Origin of the sequence: Kosakonia quasisacchari (assembly GCF_004331415.1) — a bacterium.
Taxonomy (GTDB): domain Bacteria; phylum Pseudomonadota; class Gammaproteobacteria; order Enterobacterales; family Enterobacteriaceae; genus Kosakonia; species Kosakonia quasisacchari.
Genome location: NZ_SJOP01000023.1, coordinates 59,783 through 81,856 on the forward strand (window position 1 = coordinate 59,783; position 22,074 = coordinate 81,856).

At 54.5% G+C, this 22,074-nt stretch carries 14 protein-coding genes and 1 pseudogene; 5 read left to right on the top strand and 10 right to left on the bottom strand.

Going from position 1 to position 22,074, the window contains the following annotated elements; all coding sequences use genetic code 11:
• Positions 1-192: 192 nt before the first annotated feature.
• A complete protein-coding gene (locus E0L21_RS20675; RefSeq protein ID WP_131412803.1) occupies positions 193-1,230 on the bottom strand; it encodes a hypothetical protein in 1,038 nt (345 codons plus the stop codon).
• Between the two features lie 150 nt (positions 1,231-1,380).
• Here E0L21_RS20675 and E0L21_RS20680 point away from each other — a divergent pair, with 150 nt between their 5' ends.
• Positions 1,381-1,626, top strand: coding sequence for a zinc ribbon domain-containing protein (locus E0L21_RS20680; RefSeq protein WP_131412805.1), 246 nt, complete (start codon positions 1,381-1,383; stop codon positions 1,624-1,626).
• Positions 1,627-1,636: 10 nt separating this feature from the next.
• Here the strand turns inward: E0L21_RS20680 and E0L21_RS20685 are convergent, their stop codons facing one another.
• The 3 genes from E0L21_RS20685 to E0L21_RS20695 are packed head-to-tail and all read right to left on the bottom strand — an operon-like array spanning position 1,637 to position 7,594.
• A complete protein-coding gene (locus E0L21_RS20685; protein ID WP_131412807.1) occupies positions 1,637-4,348 on the bottom strand; it encodes a DEAD/DEAH box helicase in 2,712 nt (903 codons plus the stop codon).
• A complete protein-coding gene (locus tag E0L21_RS20690; protein ID WP_131412809.1) occupies positions 4,338-6,236 on the bottom strand; it encodes a phospholipase D-like domain-containing protein in 1,899 nt (632 codons plus the stop codon). The genes E0L21_RS20685 and E0L21_RS20690 overlap by 11 nt, the downstream gene beginning before the upstream one ends.
• Positions 6,233-7,594 carry a hypothetical protein gene (locus E0L21_RS20695; protein WP_131412811.1) on the bottom strand — a complete coding sequence of 454 codons (1,362 nt, stop codon included), beginning with the start codon at positions 7,592-7,594 and terminating at the stop codon, positions 6,233-6,235. Before E0L21_RS20695 ends, E0L21_RS20690 begins: the two co-directional genes overlap by 4 nt.
• Positions 7,595-7,886: 292 nt before the next feature.
• On the opposite strand from E0L21_RS20695, the gene E0L21_RS20700 reads away from it, so the two are divergent.
• Positions 7,887-8,897 carry an alpha/beta hydrolase gene (locus tag E0L21_RS20700; RefSeq protein WP_131412813.1) on the top strand — a complete coding sequence of 337 codons (1,011 nt, stop codon included), beginning with the start codon at positions 7,887-7,889 and terminating at the stop codon, positions 8,895-8,897.
• A gap of 16 nt (positions 8,898-8,913) precedes the next feature.
• Here E0L21_RS20700 and E0L21_RS20705 read toward each other — a convergent pair whose 3' ends face one another.
• Complete coding sequence (locus E0L21_RS20705) at positions 8,914-9,312, bottom strand: winged helix-turn-helix transcriptional regulator (RefSeq protein ID WP_131412815.1); 399 nt, start codon at positions 9,310-9,312, stop codon at positions 8,914-8,916.
• A gap of 168 nt (positions 9,313-9,480) precedes the next feature.
• Between E0L21_RS20705 and E0L21_RS20710 the strand changes: the two genes are divergently transcribed.
• Positions 9,481-9,912: a DoxX family protein gene (locus E0L21_RS20710; protein ID WP_131412817.1), complete on the top strand. Its 432-nt coding sequence runs from the start codon at positions 9,481-9,483 to the stop codon at positions 9,910-9,912.
• Positions 9,913-9,965: 53 nt separating this feature from the next.
• On the top strand, positions 9,966-10,514 hold the full coding sequence (locus tag E0L21_RS20715) for a flavodoxin family protein (protein ID WP_131412819.1): 549 nt from the start codon (positions 9,966-9,968) through the stop codon (positions 10,512-10,514).
• 70 nt (positions 10,515-10,584) lie between these two features.
• Here the strand turns inward: E0L21_RS20715 and E0L21_RS20720 are convergent, their stop codons facing one another.
• Complete coding sequence (locus E0L21_RS20720) at positions 10,585-11,493, bottom strand: LysR substrate-binding domain-containing protein (RefSeq protein WP_131412821.1); 909 nt, start codon at positions 11,491-11,493, stop codon at positions 10,585-10,587.
• A 129-nt stretch (positions 11,494-11,622) separates the two neighbouring features.
• Between E0L21_RS20720 and E0L21_RS20725 the strand changes: the two genes are divergently transcribed.
• Positions 11,623-12,975 carry an MFS transporter gene (locus tag E0L21_RS20725; RefSeq protein ID WP_131412823.1) on the top strand — a complete coding sequence of 451 codons (1,353 nt, stop codon included), beginning with the start codon at positions 11,623-11,625 and terminating at the stop codon, positions 12,973-12,975.
• Between the two features lie 5 nt (positions 12,976-12,980).
• Here E0L21_RS20725 and E0L21_RS20730 read toward each other — a convergent pair whose 3' ends face one another.
• From E0L21_RS20730 to E0L21_RS20745, 4 genes and pseudogenes are all read right to left on the bottom strand, one after another.
• A complete protein-coding gene (locus E0L21_RS20730; RefSeq protein ID WP_131412825.1) occupies positions 12,981-13,601 on the bottom strand; it encodes a DapH/DapD/GlmU-related protein in 621 nt (206 codons plus the stop codon).
• Between the two features lie 368 nt (positions 13,602-13,969).
• Entirely contained in the window at positions 13,970-14,320 is a 351-nt protein-coding gene (locus tag E0L21_RS20735; protein WP_131412827.1) for a hypothetical protein, read from the bottom strand.
• Positions 14,321-14,805: 485 nt separating this feature from the next.
• Positions 14,806-15,300, bottom strand: coding sequence for a lytic transglycosylase (locus E0L21_RS20740; RefSeq protein WP_131412829.1), 495 nt, complete (start codon positions 15,298-15,300; stop codon positions 14,806-14,808).
• 893 nt (positions 15,301-16,193) lie between these two features.
• Positions 16,194-22,074: pseudogene (locus E0L21_RS20745) on the bottom strand (hemagglutinin repeat-containing protein); the annotation flags it as partial.

Here is a 22,074-nt window from a genome sequence, read left to right on the forward strand (position 1 = left end):
AGTATTATCTAAACGCCAGCAAAGAGGCTCGCGCGTTTGCGTGATAGGTTTGTCGCAAAAATGCGTCGGGTATAAAACCCACCGGGATAAACAGATTAGCCAGCGCAATCGGCAAAACCAGTGAACCAGCCCCAGTGAGCATTTACTCACACGCCAGCGCTTGAAAATACGGCAACGGCTGGCGCGCTCTCCTTACTCTTCCCGCGAAAGTATCTTCGCCAGATATTCATCCAACTGATGGCGCTGCAAATAATCGGTGACGTCGCGTTCCCAGCTTTTGCCATCGCCCAGCACCGCGCGGCTGTGCGTCGGGGCGTAAAGATAACGGGTGTCATACAGGTTCAGCAGCGACTGGTTCATTGCATCAATATTGGCACCGGTTTTTTTGCACTTCCCCTGCTGGAGAGCCAGCGAATGCAGCACCCGCTCCCGCGTCTCTTCATTGGGCGTATAGCTGTGTTCACTAAGCTCGCTGAGCACCAGAAACTGCGGTTGAATACCTTCCGCCAGCGCCGCCTGCAAACGATCGTGTCCGTCGAGGATCACAAACGACGCCAGCCCGGCAATAAACCACACCAGAATCGGCGGCAACTCGCCCTCGCGGCACTTCTTGCGCCACCATTTCACGCGCCCGCTGAGAGGATCCACCGGGTAACGCGCCAGCAGCAGGTGACCGTTCCACCACCAGTCGACAAACGTGACCTTCTCCGGGTTTTGCAGATCGGGAAAATCCTCACTCCACAGCGACCAGTTGACACTGATTTGCGCGCTGCTGGCAGGTGTATGGAATTGCCACTGCTCAAACGGTAGCGGTTTATTGAGGACATACGGCGCAGTAGGTTTGACCTGCTCCATCGGGCGCAGCAACCAGCGGCGCGGTGCCAGCAGCGGGGTTGGCGCGTCCATCAACTGGCGGGCAAAATAGCGGCACCAGTGGCTGGTCCAGTTATCTTCGCCCGCGCGTTTGGCGCTTTCCACATCGGCCGATGAGATTGCTGGCAACAACAATTCCTGGCAAGGATGTTCAGCGTTGAACACCAGCCAGACACCCGAATGATCGTTCAGCATGGTGGCCCAAAACAGCGTCTTACCATTAACCTGCAACGCCATGCGTCCGTTGTGCCCGCTGAGTATTTCCATCGCCTGACCATCGCCTTCGCGCACTATCAGCTCCAGCCCCTGCCAGCTCTCATTGCGATCGCGAAGATCCTTCCACCAGTAATCTGTCATGCCATCCTCCCTGCGAAGTGAACGAAAAGTGTAAAACAACATGCCGCCCACAATAACCATGAAAACAATCTGGCTTTATGAGCGGATGAACAGTTTCCCGCCAGGCGTTTCTGTATATTTATCGTTCAACTCACTGACAAGGAGCACATCATGTCTCACCCTGAACCCCACTGCCACTCCTGCGGAATGCCGCTATCCGCACCGGAGTCCCGTGGCCCCAACGATAAATATTGTGTCTGGTGTACCGACAGCGAAGGCCAGTTGAAATCCTGGGATGAGGCCGTTTCCGGCCTTGCGCAGTATCTGGATTCCTGGCAGCACGTCGGCAACGAAGAAGCGCGTAAACGCGCTGTTCGCTACCTGACGTCAATGCCCGCCTGGGCTGACAGAGCCTGATAACTCTCCCTTACTTTGCCGGGTCTGTTGCCCCGGCAAATTCAGCCGGATAAGGATCGACCGGTTTAAGGTCGGCCTGAGGTTTGCGCAGCGCCGCCTCCCAACCGCCAGTTTCATCGTTGAGATTGATATCCCGGCTGAACTGATCAAAGTCGCAGGCATCGAGCTTCGCTTCAAAATTCCGTTTGTGCTGGATGAATGCGGCGAGCTGATCCTGATCCAGCGACTGCGCGAGGTAAGGATAGTGAATGCGCAGTTCCGTCGTCCCGTGCTCTTTTAGCAGGTGGTTGACGCGACCAAACAGCCGATCGACGCGTCCCACGCGCTGCTCGTTGTCGCCCGGTGTCCAGGCAATCCCGTAGTGATGCACCTGGTTGCACTGCAAATGCAGGTTCACCCCTTCCTGGAACACAGACGTTGCCACCAGCACGTTGGGATAAAAGGGGCTGTTGAACCCGAGGATCAAGCGTTGCCGGTTATCGGTTTGACCGCTGGCGTACCACGCCGGGCTTGAGAGGTTGGTCAGTTCCCGCCACGGCGTTTCCCAGTCGGCCAACGGGTGATCGGTGATTTTTTCACACATCGCCTCGAAGGTTTCAATGCCATTGATAAAATAGCGCAGCAGTAACGATCCCGGCAGTTTAGCGGCAATGCTGGCGGTAAAATCGCGGTAACGCTTTTGCACATCCGAGGTGGTGCTCTGGCGGCTAAAGCGGATAAACCAGCAGTAGAGCTCAATCATCACCGGGCTGGCGAAGACGTAGCCCGTTTTCAGGTAGTTAGCGAGGTTTTCCACAATCGCCGGATTGCTTGCCTGCCAGTGGCGAAGCTGCTGCTGGCAATGCGCGGGCAGCAGCGGAAACATCATCCCCCAGGCCGTTTGCAGCGGTTGCTCATAACGGTTCTCTTGCATCTTTTCGCTACGCGCAAGACGCTGCGCAGCAGGCCACGTTTGCAGGCGAACGTCGCGCGCCACATCGCCAAAGTTATCGCGCTGGCGATCGGTGAGCCGGTAATAGGTGGCATATTGCGCACAGCGATAATCCGCCGCAGGCTCCAGAAACAGGGAAAACAGGCTTTCAGCCCGACGAAAACGCTGGCTGACGTTGGTGCAATCGGTTCGCTTCTCACCGCTTCTTTTCACCACAAACAGATCGGCGATTTTCGATGAGAGCTTCAGCTCACTTTGCTTGCGCTCGTTGCTCTCCTCATCTTCGTTACTCTCGGCTTCGTCATCCAGGAACTCGGACGCCTCTTGCAACACATGCGCCGCCTGGGTTAAGCGATTGAAATACTTACGCGACCAGCCGCTTTTGCGCCATGCTTTTAGCGTCTCATCCGGCGATTCAACGCCCCACGCAGAGATTATCTCCTGCGCCATCAGTTCGTCATATTCGGCGTTGATGCGCTGAGTAATTTCTCGCACCGAGGGGATGCGACGCACAAACACCAGATGTTTATCGCGATACAGCGGGCGTGGCGCAGTAAACAACTGCTCAGGCACGCACTGCTTAACCAGCGCGCCATATTTCGGGTGATCCGGAAAACGGTGGTAGATATCCTGAAACGCTTGCGTCAGCTCCGCCAGCAAGCGGCTATCCGGCGCCTGATGAAAGGCGTCTCTCGCCATATCGTCCGAATTCTCTTCACCGCTTTCGTTGTCCTCTTTCGCCACAATGCCCGTCGATTCAAACCCTTCGAGATAGCCATACTGGAACTGGCGGCGCTCACCTTTCGCGCCCAGCGTCTTTACCAGCTCGCGCTGGTAGAGGGCGAAAAAGAGCTCCGCATCCGGGTTGTCGGTAAAATCCGCCGCCGTCGCCTGCTCATGGCGGTAGTTATATTTATTGTTGGTCACGCCCTTTCCCTGCATTTGTCGCAGGCGGCGAATGGCAAAGGTTTTTAACAGCGTTTTCGCATCGCCGTCGGGGCTAATCGTGTCAGGATCGACGAAGTAACGCAAAATATCGGCGACGTTGCGTGAGGAAGAGTGATTCGGTGTCGCGGTGAGTAACAACGTTCGTTGCCCTAAGCGGTTATCGTCCTCGCCAAAAAAACGCTTCGCCGCCGCCGCGCGCTGGGATTTGCCATCACGGTTACGGAAGTAGTGCGCCTCATCAATGATGATGAGATCAAACCCCTGCTCGCCCAGCATCGATTTAATTTGCGCATGGATTTTCGCGGCTTCATGCGCCGCGCATGCTTGCATATTGCTGCTATTTTTCTCCTCCGCCGGGACCAGCCCGCTGAGCGAGTGGATGGTGGTCAGGTAAAAATTCCCCGGTGATTCGCGGAGATCCGCTTGAAGCTCGGCGAGCCTTGTGAAAATGCGCGCCTCATGCACCGGCTCCCTTTGGACATTGCAAATCTTCGGATTTTTAGCGCGATAGTGATGTTGCAAAAAGGTTTTGTATTCCCTTTTCCAGTGCAGGCAAATGTCTTTATTGGGCGCGAGGATAAGGATTTTCGCGTCGGGCTTTTTATGCCAGAGCTGGAGCACCACGCCAATCGCCTGGTAGGTTTTGCCCATCCCCACTTCATCAGCAAGTAGCGCCAGCTGGCGTTTTGCGAGGATATTCCACAGCCCGGCGACACCTTCGGCCTGACGTGCGGCCATAGAAGCTTCCTGGGCATTGTATTGCCAGTCGTCTTGCGACGCGTCAAAACTCATCTTTTCCGCCACCGCCTGCGGGGTAATGGCTTTCCAGTTATCAGGCTTCATATCCACACCTTTGCTTTATCGCATCGAGGTACTGCTGGCGCTGTTTTCCCTTTACCGGTAATGGCGGAATGTCGATGACAAGCTTCGGCCACGCGTGGGCGGCGAGGCTCTTTTTGCGGTAGCGTTTTTTCGCCAGTTGGCAAAGGCTTTGCACCTCGTGGGCCATAAACCAGCCAAACAGCGTTCCCGGTTGCGCGGCGAGGTTTTCGCGCACTTTTTCCACCAGCTCGAGCAAACAGCCAGGGCACGTGAACAACCAGTAGTGCAGCGAGGCATCATCGTTCAGGGTTTCGAGTTGTTCGCGGCGTTTTTCCAGCGCGTAGAAAAGGCGGAAATAGCTGGTGGCGCTGGTCTGTATCGGCGGCTTTTCCTCCGGCGGCGCATCTTCTGCCGAATCGCCATCGCGCAGCGTTTCACGCAGTTGCACCGCGTCGTTGTCCTGCGGATCGACATCACTGATATAGCTATTGAGAAGATCGTGCAGCGTGTCAAAACCGTTCACCCGGCGGAACGCCTGTCCCACTTCGTGAATAACGCCTTGCCAGTCCGCCTCACCGGGGCGGATGACGGTGTAAAAGTGCTGGGTTAACACCTCATCCGGCTGTTCGGCGACGAGATCGCGCAGCGCAATCAGCGACTTACCACGCCAGCCCAGCGGAATCACCTGCGCGATGCCCGGCAAGCGAAGCGCATACTGCGCGGTGGGTTTGCCGTCAAACCATTCGCCGGATACGGTGTATTTGCCCGAGCGCCAGTCAAATTGCACCTGTAAATCAAAGGGTAACTGATCGGGAATGTGCAAGCCCTCGGCTTCCAGCAACTCGGCGCTGGCGTAAGCGAATGCCTTTTCATCCAGCACCGCGCCGACGATTTTTGTTTTCGGCGAGACGCGATGCACAATACCCGCTTCAATGTTCCAGTGCGTCTCGTCTGTGTTATCCACGTTGACGCTGCTACAGCCCGGCGCGGTGAAATTCCACGAGCCGATCGCCAGTGTTGCTGAGCTTTTCCCCGTCGCCAGCCAGACTTTGGCGTGAGTGAGTTCCGAGCGCTCATCACGCTCCACGGGATTTTTACACAGGCGTAACTGACCGGATTGGCGCAATACATCCGTACCTTCCCCGCCTGGTGTGCGCAAAAACCGCCCGTGCGCCAGATCGGGCACCAGATCGACGCGCAGCGCCGGGTTACCAAAAGCATGGGATAAAGAGCCGATAAAACCCGCTAAATCTGCCGCCAGGTAAGGCGACCAGACGGAGAGCTTTTTGATGGTGTCGCCGTTCGCCAGCGCTTTCAGCAGCGTTTTACCGGAAAGGGAATGAATAAAATCCCAGTCAGGATCGTCATGGGAAAATTTCCGCCGCACCGGGAACGCGTCATCGACAGCCATGTTCGGGTCTACCTGCGTAAAAAAGGACTTAATCTGCTGATACTGCTTGTTGGTGCTGACGCGGCGAAAATCCACCGCTTCCTGGTTTCGCCCCCAGCCGCTGAGCGTCAGGTTCGCGCTGCCCGCGCCCAGGATCATGTTGCCGTGCACATCCTCGAGATAAATCACTTTGGGGTGAAAAAGGCTGTTTTGGGCATCCAGATGCGGAGCAATTTGGCGCACGGAAACCGGCAGAATGGTGATCGACGTGCGCTTGTGCTGCTCCTGGGTTATCAGACGCTTGTCGCAGTAGATGCGGAAATCGATCTTTTTGCGGGTGAGATCGAATTGCAGGCGTTCAAATTCGCTGCGGTTTTTTGGCGGCTCTTCCATGCCCAGCACCGCCGGCAGCAGGTGCGTTTCGATAAAACCAATATTGATATTAAAGCTGGTCAGCCAGACCCGTTTTATCTCGCCAAGCGTGGCCAGTTGCGCTTTGAATTCGCTGATTAACTTCACTGTTCGACTCCCCACAATCCTTGCAGCATATGGCGGAACTGCGGGATGTAATAATCGTTAACCCAGCCGTCATTCTGGCAATCGGCGCGCAGTGTGCGCACAGGAACCTGCAACGTTAGTGTTTCACCAGTAAGCGTTATCCACGGTAACTGCCCGCGGCTTTGCATCACGTATTCATGATATTTCAGTAATTCAATGGTTTGCGCAGCAACAGAAGGGGCTTGTGCGACATTCAGCAACCGTTCAAGGCGGGTATGCGCCGTACCGGAAAGCGCAGGCAGCAGCGTCTTATCGTTTATCACCTGTTCAGCTCGTTTCGGCAGCGTTTCATCGTCCTGCCCGCGCTGCGCCCAGAACTGGCGAATATCCTCTAATGTCTGTTTTTTACGCTGCAATATCCCGGCAAATAACAGATCAATCGCCGCCAGATAAGGTTCAACATGCACGATATGGCGCAACAACTGGCGATCGGCGTCGTTATGGCTAAGACGCAGCGCCCGGTGATAAATATCTGCCGCAGGCAGCTTTTCCGGCGCCTGTTCAAGGGTGGTATACAGCGCGCCGGAAGCGCCTTCGCGTAAACGGGTCATCGCCAGCCAGAAATCTTTGGCGTAACGGCCAACATATTGCGACGAGCGAAATGCCTGCACATACGCGCGGGTAATTTTGTTATCAATATCGGCAAAGCGCAGCGTGAGCCCTTGCTGAAGCCGCACGCCAAGCTGCGTTTTCAGACAGGCGCATAACAGGCGAAAAAGCGTTTTTAGCTGCGGTGTTTGTAAAATAAAGTGCCCGGCCTGTTGCCATGCGGATATGCCTTCTGCCAACTGATAATGATATTTTTGATCGAAGAAATGCATATTCATCATCGGCGTTTTATAACGCCCGTTGGTGCCGAGAAATAATTGCTGGGTCAGCAGTTGGCTGTCCGATCCGTGGCCGAAAATAAGCCGCGGGTTATTATCGGATTTCGCGAATTTGTCGCGGGCTTTAACGATGCCCAGCACGCCGGTGGTGACGACACCTTTTTTGCTCTGGCTATCGCACATCGACAAGGTGTAAATATTCTCTAAGAAAATCAAACAGGCGTGCGTCAGTTTCACATCGTTTTTGCCGCCATAGATTTTTTGTAATGCCTCGCCGAGCTGCGTTTTATCATCACTGAGAACGCTGCGAATAACATAATGGTGAAGCAGATTGAGTGTGTAGTGACGAACATCATTGGCTACTGAACTAATACGGTTGCGAAAAATCTGCTGCCCGAAAGAGGACCAGACAATTAATTGACCAAGAGGGTCAATATTCAATTCACCGCTGAGTGACTCGTCATATTCCGTAATAAAACGCTGAAGATTCATTAAAATTTTATTTAAGGAAAAACAGGCAGTTATTATCCTCTTTTTACCGGATCCGTGAAATCCTCATCTTTGGTACTTTACAGGCAGGCGGGCGATCCTCAACGTCTTACACGGGTCTGCCTGCAAATTTAATCTTTATAAAATCAATCAGTAAAACGCAGTTGCACATTAATTTTATAAATTTAGCTTGAAATAAAATAGCGCACTATTTAAATTGCACTTCACAGCCGAACACAACGGCCTCTAGCACAACCAACTAAATAGCGCGCGATACAATCGCAAGGGAGATAAGATGTCACGTTCATTACTGATTGCCATGAGTTTAGTTGCCTCCAGCGTTTCCACCGCCTGGGCCGCCGATGCGCCAACACCGACAGCGGGTGTAGCAAAATTTCTTTCCGCGCTGAACAGCAGCGGCGGTAAACCGATTGAACAACTTTCCCCGCACGATGCCCGCCAGGTGCTGATTGGCGCACAGCAGGGCGCGAAACTGCCTCCAGCCGATGTCTCAGAAAAAACTATCACCGTTAACGGCCAGCCGCTGAAACTGACTATCGTAAAACCACAAGGTGCAACCGGAACCTTGCCGGTGTTTATGTTCTTCCACGGCGGTGGCTGGGTGCTGGGCGACTATCCAACTCATGAACGTTTGGTGCGCGATCTGGTGAATGGATCCGGCGCGGCGGCGGTGTTTGTCAACTACACGCCATCGCCGGAAGCGCACTTTCCGGTGGCGATTAATCAGGCGTATGAAGCGACCCGCTGGGTTGCCGAGCACGGCAAAGAAATTGGCGTTGATGGTTCACGCCTGGCGCTGGCCGGTAACAGCGTGGGCGGCAATATGGTCGCCGCCGTTGCCTTGCAGGCCAAAGAGCGCCACACACCAGCGATTCGTTACCAGGTGATGTTCTGGCCAGTCACCGATGCGCGCTTTGAAACCGGCTCCTATAACCAGTTTTCCAACGGCTATTTCCTCAGCAAAAACATGATGAAATGGTTCTGGGACAACTACACCACCAAAGAGAGCGACCGCCGCAACATCCTCGCTTCCCCGCTGGAAGCCAGCAGCGCACAGTTGAAAGGCTTGCCGCCAACGCTGATTCAAACCGCCGAGCTGGATGTGCTGCGCGATGAAGGTGAAGCGTTTGGTCGTAAGCTGGATGCCGCAGGCGTGCCGGTGACGGTCACCCGCTATAACGGCATGATCCACGACTACGGTCTGCTAAACGCGTTGAGTGAAGAGCCAACTGTGCGCACCGCGTTATCGCAGGCCGCTCACGAACTGCGTACCCATCTGCAATAAGCCCCAGGAACCTACCCTACGCGGTGGGTTCTTTTATTTTGGCCTGCTTCGCCTCGTCATACGCCATCTGCGCGGCCACCACCGCATCCATATTGTGCTCCACCCAGTGCGTTAGCACGGAAACGGTTTCTGTCAGCGTCCGGCCAAGCGGCGTCAGGCTGTATTCTACCGACACCGGCACGGTGTAAAACACCTGACGGGCGATAATGCCGTCACGCTCAAGTTTACGCAGCGTCTGGGTTAACACCTTTTGGGTGATCATGCGGATATCGCGTTTCAGGCCATTAAAGCGCACTGGGCCATTTTCCAGCCGCGCCAGCACCAGCAGCGCCCATTTGTCCGCCAGTCGCGCCAGCATATCGCGCGTCGGGCAGCGGTTATCGTAGATATCGTAAGGAATGGACGGCTTAATCATAACGACAAACTCTCGTAGTAGGTTTCCTTGAGGAAACGTAGTGCCCTTTGGGTGCCTTCTTCCGCAACCGGAACGGGATGTGTATAACTCAAAGCCTAAGTTTCTATTTGATACCAAGGTGCCAGAAATGGCAAAAGGTCTCCTGCGAAATAGTTAAGGGATAAAAGGATGATTACTCGGCTGAACAATGCATTTCTCAGTCTCACCACACACCCGGAATTTGGCAAGCTGCTGTTACGCCTGACATTTGGTGTGCTGATGCTGTTCCACGGCGTGGCTAAAGTGCAACATGGCATCGGCTGGATTTCCGGCATGCTGGTGGCGCAGGGCTTGCCGGGCTTTATTGCTTACGGCGTATTCATTGGCGAAATCATTACGCCAGTGCTGATTATTATTGGTCTGTTTACTCGCCAGGCGGCATTTATTTACGCCTTCAATATTCTGGTCGCCACGTTGCTGGTCGGCATGGGGAAATTCTTTACCCTGACCGATGTTGGCGCATGGGGCCTGGAAAGCGAAGCGCTCTATTTCCTGGGTGGTTTAAGCATTATGTTTCTGGGCGCGGGGAAATACACCCTGTTTGCCGGGAAAGAAAAATAATGGCGATCGTGCAAATTGGTTTGCACGACATCTCTCTTCGATAGGGGAAAACTATGTCTACTGTTGTGATCTATTATTCCGGCTACGGCCATACCAAAGCGGTGGCGGAAAAAGTGGCCGAAGGCGCCAACGCACAGCTTATCGTCATTGATAACAAAGGCGATATTCAGGAGAGCGACTGGCAGGTGCTGAATGACGCAAAAGCGATCATTTTCGGCGCACCAACCTATATGGGCAGCGTGCCGTGGCAATTTAAAAAATTCGCCGACGCCAGCTCAAAAGCATGGTTCACCCGCGCCTGGCAGGACAAAGTTTTCGCCGGTTTTAGCAACAGCGCCAGCCTGAACGGCGACAAACAAGTGTCGCTGCAATACCTGCAAACGCTGGCCTCACAGCACGGCGGCATCTGGGTAAGCCTCGGTCTGCTGCCCGCTAACACACTGGCCGCAACACGCCAGGACATCAACAACCTCGGCGGCTCCGTTGGTCTGCTGGTGCAGTCTCCATCCGACGCGGGCGCAGACCAAATCGCCTCTGGCGATCTGGATACCGCAGTGAAATTCGGCCAACGCGTCGCGGATATCGCTCGCCGGTTTAACTGAGTTTTCCAGTAATTAAATAAGCGAAAGCCAGGGAAACCTGGCTTTTTTTATAGGTGTTTACAGCATCTTTTTAACGTTCTGTCGAAATGCTCAAGGCAGCAAACTCCCCCTGCAACCACTGTTTAAACTGCTGCACATCTTGCCGCTCCGCTTTCTCGCGGCTGGTCACAAAGTAATAATTCCCGCCGGGTAATTTGCCGGGTAACGCGGCGCGCAGCAGCTTCTGCGCCAGCGCATTCTGGATCAGCAACTCGCTGGCGAGCAGCACGCCCTGTCCGGCTATCGCCGCCTGAATCGCGTGCGTCTCATCATCAAATCGAATGCCGGATTGCACCGGTAAATCTACCGGGCCAAACGCCGCTTGCCAGTGCTTCCAGTCCGGTTCCGGCGTCGGTACATGGCGGTTTTCGATATGAAACAGCGTTAAACCCACCAGATCTTGCGGGCGCTTCAGCGCAAGTTGCGGGCTGGCAACCAATACAAAGCGATCGCGATACAACAACGTGTTATCCAGCGTGTCATCGGCCTGCATGCTGTAACGGATCGCGCAGTCTGCCATTGCACCGCGCACATCCACCAAGTCGGTGCTGCTGTGCAGACGCAGTTCCAGTTCAGGATGCTGTTGATGCAGTGAAGGAAGGCGCGGCACCAGCCAGTTGGTCAGGAAGTTGGAGGTGGTGCTTAAGGTCAAAGCTCCCGGCTGACTGGCGCTGTCGATGGCGTCCACCGCTTCGCGTAGCGTGGCAAACATATTTCCCGACGCGCGAAACAGGATCTCTCCGGCAGCCGTTAACGTGACACTGCGCGCCGAACGGTTAAACAGCCGTTGATTCAAAGACGCTTCCAGCACACGGATCTGATGACTGATTGCCGTTGGCGTCACGCCAATCTCTTCCGCCGCCGCTTTAAAACTGGCATGGCGGGCAACGGCATCAAAAGCGCGAATAGCGGAAAGTGGCGGTAAACGGCGTGTACGCATAGCTGAATTTAACTCATCTTTTGCTGAAAAATATGACTTTACCTGACCTACAAAGCAGAGCGTAGCCTGTTATTCAACGGGAATAACCATGAATGCTATTCATCTTTCGCAGATTAACAGGAAAACCTCATGACGCAACTCAACACACTGACTGCGCGCACTTCAACGCGCTATGTTGCGCTACTGGCCCCCGGCATCGCCCAGGCGCTGATCGCGCTGGATTACGCCATTGTCTACGTTGCACTGCCGACGCTGGCGCACGATTTACAGCTCTCGCTTAGCGCGATGCAGTGGGTGGTGTCGCTATACGGCCTGACCTTCGCCGCGCTGCTGTTGCTCGGCGGAAACCTGTGCGATCGCTTTGGCGCACGGCGCATTTTCAGCATCGGTATGACGCTGTTTTTACTGGCATCCACCCTCGGCGGGCTGGCACACAGTGGCGAACTGTTGCTGATTGCCCGCGCCGGGCAAGGCATCGCCGCCGCGCTGCTGCAACCGGCAGTGCTGGCGCTGATCGGGCAGCGCTTTCACGGAGAGTCGCACCACCGCGCACTGGCAATCTGGAGCGCGATTGGCGCATTCGGGCTGGTGGCAGGCGTGGCGCTCGGCGGCGTACTGACAACGCTAAGCTGGCGGGCAATCTTCTTTATCAACCTGCCGCCAGGCTTGCTGGCGCTGTGGTGGGTGAAGCGCGATTTTCAACATCTGATCCCGCAAAGTGAAACGCAACGCTCCGGCATTGGCGCGCTGGTTGGCTGCACGGCCGCCGGCGCGCTGGTATGGGCGTTAATGCGCTATGGCGAAACGGGCGCAGCAGATTTTGTCGCCAACCGGTTGGCGGCGGCGATGTTGCTGCTGTTTATTTTGCATGAACGCTTTGCCCCGCAACCGCTGTTATCACGCGCCTTGCGCAATCTGCCAGGCTTACAAAGTGGCTGGCTGAGCAGCGCCTGTTATATGGCGAGCGTCGGTAGCCAGTTCTACACCATGACACTGTTGTGGCAACAGACATTACAGCTCGATGCCGTCACCACCGGTCTGCTGTTTACGCCGCTGGCGCTGCTGATTGTCACGGGCAACGCACTCTACACCCGGCTAACAGCGCGTTATGCCAGCGCAAAAGTGCTGATGGCGGGATTTGCCAGCGCTGCGCTTGGCCTGTGGCTGCTTGCCATTTCGCTGGAAGCGCCGCTCTCACCCGCGTTTATGCTCGGCATTGCACTGAGCGGTATTGGCCACGGCCTGATTTACCCAGCAATGTTTGCCGTGGGACTAACGGCAGTGCCAGCGCACCAGCAGGGTCGCGCCAGTGCACTGATGATTACCAGCCAGTACATCGCCGGGGCGATGATGCTCGCGATCATTTCCGTGCTGCTGGGCGCGAAGCCGGATTTAACCGCGTGGTCAACCGTGTTTCATCTGCTGTGCGGCGCAGCAGTGGCGGGAATATTGATCGCACTCTGCGCACGAGAGCACCGTTAGCGCAGTTACGGCTTACTCCACTTCTCGCAAAATGCTTCGATGTGCCCATCCTGAAAATCAGCCAGCCGCTCGATGATGGTTTCCAGCGGCCAGTCCCACCAGGCAATCTGCTGCAACCGATGGCCGATGTGCGGCGAGAAGCGCAAGCGGATTGTTTTTGCCGGGACGCCGCCGACGATGGTGTAAGGAGGGACATTTTTACTCACCACCGCACCGGCGGCGATCACCGCGCCGTCACCCACGGTGACGCCAGGTAACACAATGGCCGCATGGCCGATCCAAACATCATTGCCAATGATGACGCTGTCGCCACGGCGGCGCACAAAAAAGTCGTGATCGCGCGTGGCGCTGGCAGAGTAGTACTCCGGGCAATAGGTGATGCGATGTTGGGACGGGCGCTCCATCGGATGATTGGGCGCGCCGATACGCACGTTGTTGGCAATCGCCACAAATTTACCGATCTGCGCATCGGCGACGGTGCAATATTCCCCCAGATAGGAGAAATCCCCCAGCGAGGCGTATTCCATCAGGCTGTTGGCCAGCACTTCACACTGCTGGCCAATTTTGCATTCGCGTATGCGCACGCTGGGGTCTATCCAGGTTTCGGCGAGTTTTACGAGCTTCATCGGTGGTTTTCCTCATGACAGATCGCGCTACTGTATGCCGGTTCTGTGTAGGGAAAATGACGGGGAAACTGGACACATTTAACGGCGTTACGATGTGGTGGTGGTGAAATGCAGAGAGAGGGATTTTGGGTCAGGGTCACTCTCAGAGTATTATAAAGCCCCCTCTTATTGGTCTCTCGCTGTTTATTTGGTAAGTAAATATAGTGATAGTTCCCTTGAAGACTGGAATATATATTTGAAGAGTCAGTGAATTGCCATGGGATAATCCAGACACTTTCGAACCATTAATAATATTGGTTTCGCTTTCCACTCTTGCATGGCATAACAGTATCTACGTTTACTCATTATTTATTGTGACTTATTTCAAGTCACATAATTAGCACACTACTGTTGACTACCACATGGGGCCTTATACGCATTTCTATTCTGGTAAGAAATTCTCCATGGTGGCTTTCAACATATAAATACTCTCCCGATTTGTCATTTCTTATCGAAAATGAGCTCACGCCCTCAATATAGCTGTGGGCATTTTCGTGCTGACCACTTCTAAGATTATATTGAATCCAACCGGCAATGATACTGTATGAAAATTTAACGCAACAGCCATAGCCGTCACTATATTCATATAAAAAGCTACCAGCATCTTTATCCAAGCAAACAGGAGTACTCTCAAAAAAAGCCAGAAGCTCTAATTCATCAGGACTACTTTCAATAAACATTATTTCTTAACTCCATTTTTGGAAATGATAATGATAAATTTTCGGATTCATTCCCAATCATAAATATTTTCTGGCATAGTGTTGCTTTATCAGAAGGCCCAATGAAAAAAGTCTCTGAGCAGGCAAACCATTCATTTTTTCTCTATGTTCACCTAAAGCAAAACCTGATGGGATCGTTTTGACGTATTGCTTATGGAGATACTTTTAAAAAACATCCTTTCAAGACGGGTGCAATGGCTTAGCCGCGATCAACAACCGACTTTATCGATTCAACTTTAAACTCTTCGGAGTAACGTTTACTGCTCACAGACACCTCTCTTTAAGTCATCTGAAATGACACTGAGGTGTCTGTTAAACCAATGGCGATTCAGAATGGGCAGAGATGCATACGTTAAAACTGTAATTTATCAAGCCGGGAAAGCCCACCTGGATAATAGTAAAAACCTCCATAATAATTTGAGATTCTTTTAAAGAGTAGCGATTTCTTACCTTTCCTTTCGGATCAAAGAATCATACTCACCAAAATCGGGGAATGTATCATAATTCCCTGCCACATCGACCATTGTTTGACTCTCTTCTAGTTTATAGGGATGGAACTGTTCTTCTCTTACTACAGTGCTACCATCTTCGTTAAAAATATATGTTGTACCATGCAACACATTCAATATACCTGCACCTTCTCCATCACGCTCAGCAAACTCTCGATAAATAGCCATTGATAAAAACAAACGATCGTCATCAATTATTTTAAAATTATATAGCAAATACTCTTGTAAGTTTTCATTTAGAAAACTTACCCCAACCCATCCTTTGTTTTTCATTACTTCAATAAAACATGATGGTGTAGAATCTGAACCAATGAGTGCGGTATAAGACTCACCAGCAATATGTTTTTTATATGCTTTCTTTTCTAACCATATATCTATTGGTTTGTTTTTTGCCCTAAACCATGATTTACAATAAAACACATCTTGCTTCATTGATAAACTTTCCCATTTGTATCACGTATTACCACTCCAGCCTTATCTGCTGCGTTCAAAACCGCTTGTGGAATGGGTTTTACCTGAGGAGGAACTTCTAAAATATTAGTCCCACGCAGCGTATCACCAGCCAATGCCCCACTTGATGGGACTTTAGCAATGGTCGCGCCTACAGGATACTTATTCACAGCTTCCCGAATGTAACTGGTCGCCGTCGCCTCTTTGATATCAGCAAATTGTGTGAACTTACGTGACACTATCTCACCTGTAGTTGGGTTATACGAATCTAGACGATAATAACCGTTTCCGTTGGGTTTGTTCACATACAGTTCTTTGTATGGATAATTTTTATACTGCTCTAAGTTAAACTTATTACCAGCCTGAAGATCCTGCAACCATACAGGCTTCGCAGAATTCACCGTTGCGCCAACGCCCCCGGGGGTTGTAACTTCAGGAGTTGCCGAACTATTACCCGTTGTTGGGTTTTTCGAACCTCTAGCGCCTTTAGCCCCGCCAATTAACAATGGCAGAGTCGCCGCCATGGCCTGTGCAACTTCCTTATTAGCCCCCATGGCTTCAAACCGTTCAGTCCAGCCAGAATTCGCTAAAATGCCCTGGGCTTCAATGCCTTGGGCATACATAGGTGTCAGAGCATCCCTGAAATCATCGGGTAACGTGCCATCCGCAGCCATATGTTTGATCATTGCGTCGAATGCTGGCCACTGCTCAACCAGATAGCCAAACTTCTCCTTGCATTGCTTTGGAGCCGTTGTGCAAAGGGTTGCTATATCGACCTGCTGCTCTGCATTGAGCGTGATCATGTCTCTAATAACGGCTTCGCAACTAGCTCCCTGGCAGGTTCTGGCTCTCTCGGCAAACCCACTCAGTTGATTGGTACTCAGCACATTATTCTCAACAGTTGTCTTACCCGCTTGTGCCGCAGTTATCACACTCGCACTGTTATCTCCCACCAGTCCGCCAGCAAGCCCCGAAGCCAGTGTCGCCAGCGCTGACACTGTTTGTTTCTCTTCCTCACTCAGTTCAGATGTGTTTTTACCAAAACCATCCTTCGCGATCCTACCGGCAAGCTCGCCCACCGCAGCTCCGGTCGCTGCTGAGGCCGCGTCTTTACCTATTGCCGCAGCAAGTGCGGCGTTCACAACTGCATGAGCCAGCACTCGTCCCTTAATATCCTTTTCCGGGATCGCACTGGCGATAGCATTGGCAATATATGGCGCGGCACCTCCAGCTATCGCGGCTTTAATATCTCCGCCAGCCAGCGCCTGCATGACCGCCGTTGCTGCCGTGATCGCACGTTGGGTGCTTTGCCCTGTCCCCATACCCGATTTGGTAAATTCATCGTTATAGAACGTCTGATACATCTGGTCCTGGATGGTTTTATCCGTGACCTCTTTTTTGTCCTTCTCCAGCTCTTTGATAGCTGCGACACGGTCGCCATCCGTCGCTGTTGCCATTCGTTCGTTGGCTTTTTTCGTCGCTGTAATATTCCCTTCTGTCCGCACAATATCCGCGACCTGCGTGCCGATCTCGCCGATCATCTGTGCGGTCTGCAGACGCCGCTGCTCTTTTTCCTTGTCGAAGATCGGGTCGATGCTGCCGTTGGCATGCTCGGTATCGCGGCTCAGCGTGGCGACATCCTGCTGCTGGCCAGCCTTGTCGCGGATCACAATCGTGCCGTCGGCCACCGCCGACTGCGTGGTGCCTTCGGCGTGCCCCTTACCGTTCATGCCCGCCAGCATGACATTGGCCATATTCCCGAGCACATTGCCGACCATACTGCCGCTGGTGCTGAACCCGGCACCCTGGTGTTCCGTTTTGAAATCCGCTTTGTTGTTGATATCAGCGAAGCCCAGCGTGCCAGTATCGAGCCGGTTTTTGTCGGCGTCCGCCCGGCTGGCAAGCACTGCGCCGTCCAGTTGCGTGTGGTTGCCCACCGTGACATCAAAGCCACCCTTGCCCGCGAAGATCCCCGTCTGCTCCTGCACCGAGTCGTAATTGCTCTTCATTTTGTCGCGACTGTAGCTGAAGCTGCCGCCCAGCCCACCACCACCAAAGGTGTAACTCAGCCCGGCGCTGACGCTCTGCTGTTTGCTGTTGTAGTTATTGCTGTCCTGCAGACTGCTCAGCGTCAGGTCGCGCCCGACCCCGGCTGTGACTTTATCGCCATTAACCTGCGCACCCTGCAGCAACGTATCGCGACCGCTCTTCAGGGAGACGTTCTGCCCGGCATCCAGCGTGGTCTCATTCCATGTTGTACCGTTGCCTTTCTCGTTCCCCTTCGACGCGTTCCCACTGGCCGACACCATAAACCCGGCACCATCTTTACCAGCGACAATCCCGACACCAATCGAGCCACCCTTGCTGGAGTTGCTGCCGGTGGTTTTCTGCGTATCCACCGCGCCCGTCAGGGTGATGTCCCGTGCCGCGTCCAGCGTGAGATCTTTTCCGGCTTTCAGCTGGCTGCCCGCAATCGTAATATCACCGCTGTTGGCGGCATTGCCTTTGCCGGTGGCGGAGATGGTGAGATCGTTACCTGCATTAAGCGTGCTGCCGGTGGTGGTGTCCTGCTCGGAATGCGACGTGGATTTCGACGACTGCCCGCCGATAGAAACCATCACGCCAAAGGAGCCGTTCTTGGTTGCATCATCAGAGCCGGATTTCGCCGCCGCCAGACGTGAAGCCTGCGAGGCCTGAATCCCGGAGAGCACCGCTTTGGTGCCCTGCAATGCCGCGAGGCGACCGTCGCTCTGATCTTTTGCCGCCATCGCCGTGGAGGCAGCCGTATTCACCACATCGCCCACCGCGCCGGAGAGCGCCAGCGTCAGCCCACTGCTTTTCTGCTCGAATTTCTGATCGGTGGTGCGTTTGTCGTGACCCGGATCGACCACCACGCTGTCGCCGCTCAGGGCGAGATCGTTTTTGGCGATAAGGTCGGAACCGCCAACATGCAGTTGGTTTCCAGCAGTAACAGTGACATCGCCGCCGTTACTGCCCACGGTGCTCATGCTCTGGCTCTGCGTGGTGCCTTTCTCTTTCAGATCCTGTTTGGTTTTGCTGGAACCGATGGTGAAACCGATCCCACCGGAGCTCATCAGGCCGCTCTTTTTCTTCTCCTTAAACTGCCAGTTCGAGTCGGTGTTGGTGGCGGCTGTAATATCCACGTTATGCGCCGCACTGAGCGCCACATCGCCATCGCCCACCACGGATGAACCTTTCACCAGCAGGTCATGGCCGGATTTCACCGTCACGTTATCGCCGCTCAGCAGCGTGCCAGCTTCCCGCGTGGCGCTCTGCTCGGAGATGGTGTGCGTTTTGGTTTTACTGAGGAAGCCGCTTTTGGTTTTGGTCTCTTCTTTGTAGTGATAATCGCTTTCGGTGGCGGTGGTCAGGTTGACGTCGCGTCCGGCCTGCACGCCGATATCGCCTTTCGCATTGACCTGCGCCGCTTCGGCGTTCATATCGCGTCCGGCGATAATCGTGGTTCCCGTGCCGCTGGCGATTTCGGTGCCCTGCTGGCGCACCTGCTCGTTAATCACCGTTTTCTTGCTGGCTTTGTAGCTGTCGCCCTGAGTGGTGGCTTCGGCCAGCAGATTGACATCGCGCCCCGCCTGCATGCCGACCTGTTGTTCAGCCGCCAGCCCGGCGGCGTGTGAATTGATGTCCTGGCCTGCGGTGAGTATCAGGTTATTGCCCGCGCTGACGGTGGTGCGATCAAGCCCGGTGCTGTGGTTTTCGCTTTTGCCGTTGCGGGTGTTATTGCGGGTCTGCTGCGCGTCGAGGTTCAGATCGTTGCCCGCCGACAGCTTCGCGTTTTTCCCGGCGCTGACATCGCTGGCGCTGAGCGTCAGGTCGTTGCCCGCCTGCATGGCAAGATTGCCACCGGCCGTGATACCGCTTCCCTGATACGACACCTGCTCGCGGCTGGTGGCCGTCTGACGGAGATAACCCGCATTAAAACCGGACTGGCTGTACGCGTCATTTTTCTCGATCGCGTTAACGGCGATATTGCCACCGGCATCCATCAGCACATCGCCGCCCGCTTTCAGCGTGGCGCCGGTCAGGGTGATATCTTTACCCGCTGCCAGCGACAGGCCATCGCTGGCGGTAATGCTGGCGATACTGCCAAGCGTGGTGTCTTTGAGGCTGACCGAGCCATATTTGCTTTTCGCATCCAGCGCGAACTGATCGGCCAGCGTGACGTTATTAATGCTGCCGTCGAGACTCTCCAGCGCCACGGTTTTGCCGCTGATGGTGGAACTGAGGTTGCTGATATCGCCAATGGCACTGAGACTGACATTGCCGCCCGCTTTCATCAGCGCATCGTTGCTGTTGGTGATCTGCCCGGCGCTCTCCACGCTGAGGTTGTTTCGCGCCAGCAGCGTGCCGCCGGTGTTGGTGACATTGCCCCCTTCGAGGCTGACATTGTTCCCGGCAATCACACTGCCGTTATTGACCGTGACATCTTTCGGCGACAGGTAGACTTTCGGGATCATCACCGTTTCGCCATTGATGGTGGCGCTTTCCCACCACAGGATGCTGTGGTCGAGCGCGGCGATTTGATCGGCATTGAGCGCCACACCAAACTGCAGCCCCAGCGACTGCTGGGCGTTAGCGGCGTTATCCATCATGTAACGCATCTGGTCCAGATCGGAGCCGATACCGTTCAGGTAGCGGTTACCGGTCTGGTTGAGCACGACGTTACTCACATAGCGCGTGTCAAACGCCGCATCGCCGAGGAAGCGGTAATCATGATCCGGGTTGAGTTTGATGCGATCCAGCATGTAGGCCGAGCCGAGGAACTGCTTCTCATCGGTATAGGTGCTGCTGGTTTCACGCGGGGCGGCAGACGGCGTGACGCCGAGCAATTTGTTCAGATCGCCAAACAGCGCCGGATCAAGCTGGCCAAGCCCGTCGAGTTTCGGGTTAACGGTGATGAGGTACGGGCTTTTCGGGTTAGCCGACACCACAAAGTAGCCGCTGTTGCCGGACGGCAGCGGGTACGCGCTGGTATCAACGGATTTCCCCTGATGCGCGTCGAGTGTGCCAGTGCTGGTGTTTTTCAGCACCGCACTGGTGACGCCCGCGCTCGCCAGACTGCCCGCGCTGCCAAGGCTGGCGCTGCCTTTCTGCTGGCTGCCGATGTTTGCCAGCGCGGCTCCATTTGCGCTGGCATTATCCAGTGCGCCGCCGCCGTTAATCTGCTGCAGGGCGTTGTGCAGTTGATCCTGCCACTGCGGGGAGTTGACGGTCACCGGCCCTGCGGCAAGCGTCTGTTTTGCCACGCTACCGCCAATGCTCTGGTTGCTCAGGGTATTCAGTGACGGCGCGGTGATGGTGCCGCTGACGCCACCGGCATTTGCGGTCGTACTGGTGTTGCTGATATTACTGCTGAAGTTTGCGCTGACATTGCCACCGGCCTGGATAACGGCGCGGTAGTTCTGGCCATTTGTCGCTTCGGTTGTCTGCCCGGTTAACTCGTAAAGGAAATAACCATTACGCGATGGGGCGATGTATTCCTTAGTCGACCTTGATGAATCCGTCGTGTACGAATATTTGTACGTGAAATATGTCGCAGCAGTTCCATCCTGATAGCTCTGGTTATTGAGATTAGTGCCATATAACGCGATATTACGGGCACCCAGAATATTACTCGCCTGATTATCCAGTACGTCGGCATACAGAGAAATATCTCGCCCGGAGGTGATGCTACCTGCACCACCACTGGCACTGACAGAAGTATGCGCAATGGATGAAGCTACTTTTTGGATTTGCTCGTCAACGTCAGGAACATACTGCGAGTTATAGTATGTGACATCGATCTGGCAGGTACAGTTGTGATATTCGTGTGTTTCCCACTTTTTGATAGTCAGGCCATCAACCGGAAAATCCTGAATACTCAAATATAACTTATCTTTACCAACTCCTGTCTGGGTTGCTGGCTCCGTCCAGCCAGTGACATTCAACCCATCCCGCTGATTCAGCAGGTGCCCGGTATTAATGGTGATATCACCGTTGCGGGTCTCAATATTGCCAGAGGTGTTCACCACCTCGGTGTTGGCATTGCCCGCCGCGTCGCGCTGCAGCCTCAGGTTGTTGCCCGCCAGCATATCGCCGCGCTGGTTGGTGATGCTGCCGGCGTACAGCGCCAGGTTATTCGCCGCGTACAGCAGCGCAGTGTTCACGATACTGCCCGGTGCGCTGAGCGTCAGGCTGCCGAGCGTTCCGGCAAAACCGTTCGCCGTGATGTTGCCCCGGCTCGCGAGCGTCACATCGCCGCCGCCCTGCAGCGAACTGTTGCCGTTCAGCACAATGGCGCTGCCGCTTAGCGTACTCGCGCCGCTGCCGGTGGTGATTTGCCCGTTGTTGGTCAGTTGCCCGCCCGCACTCAGGTTCACCGCCTGGCCCTGCATCACGCTCTGGTTATCTATCGCACCGTTACTGGTGATACTCAGGGTTTTCCCCGCCGCCAGCGCAGTTTTACCGGTAAACGCATCAGCCAGTTGCAGCGTCAGGTTGCCGAGCGCCACGATTTGCCCCAGCGCATCAAGCCCGGTCGCCCCCACAAACAGGTCACCGCCACTGAAGAGCTTCCCGCCGACGGACTGGTTCACCTGCGCGGCGTTTACCGTCAGCTGGCGGCTGCCCAGCAGCGTGCCGTTGTTGGTGAACTGACGGTAATTCAGTGTCAGGTCATTCGCCTGGGTGGTGCCCTGGTTCGTGAAGGTGTCACCGGTGAGTGTCATCCGGTCAGCC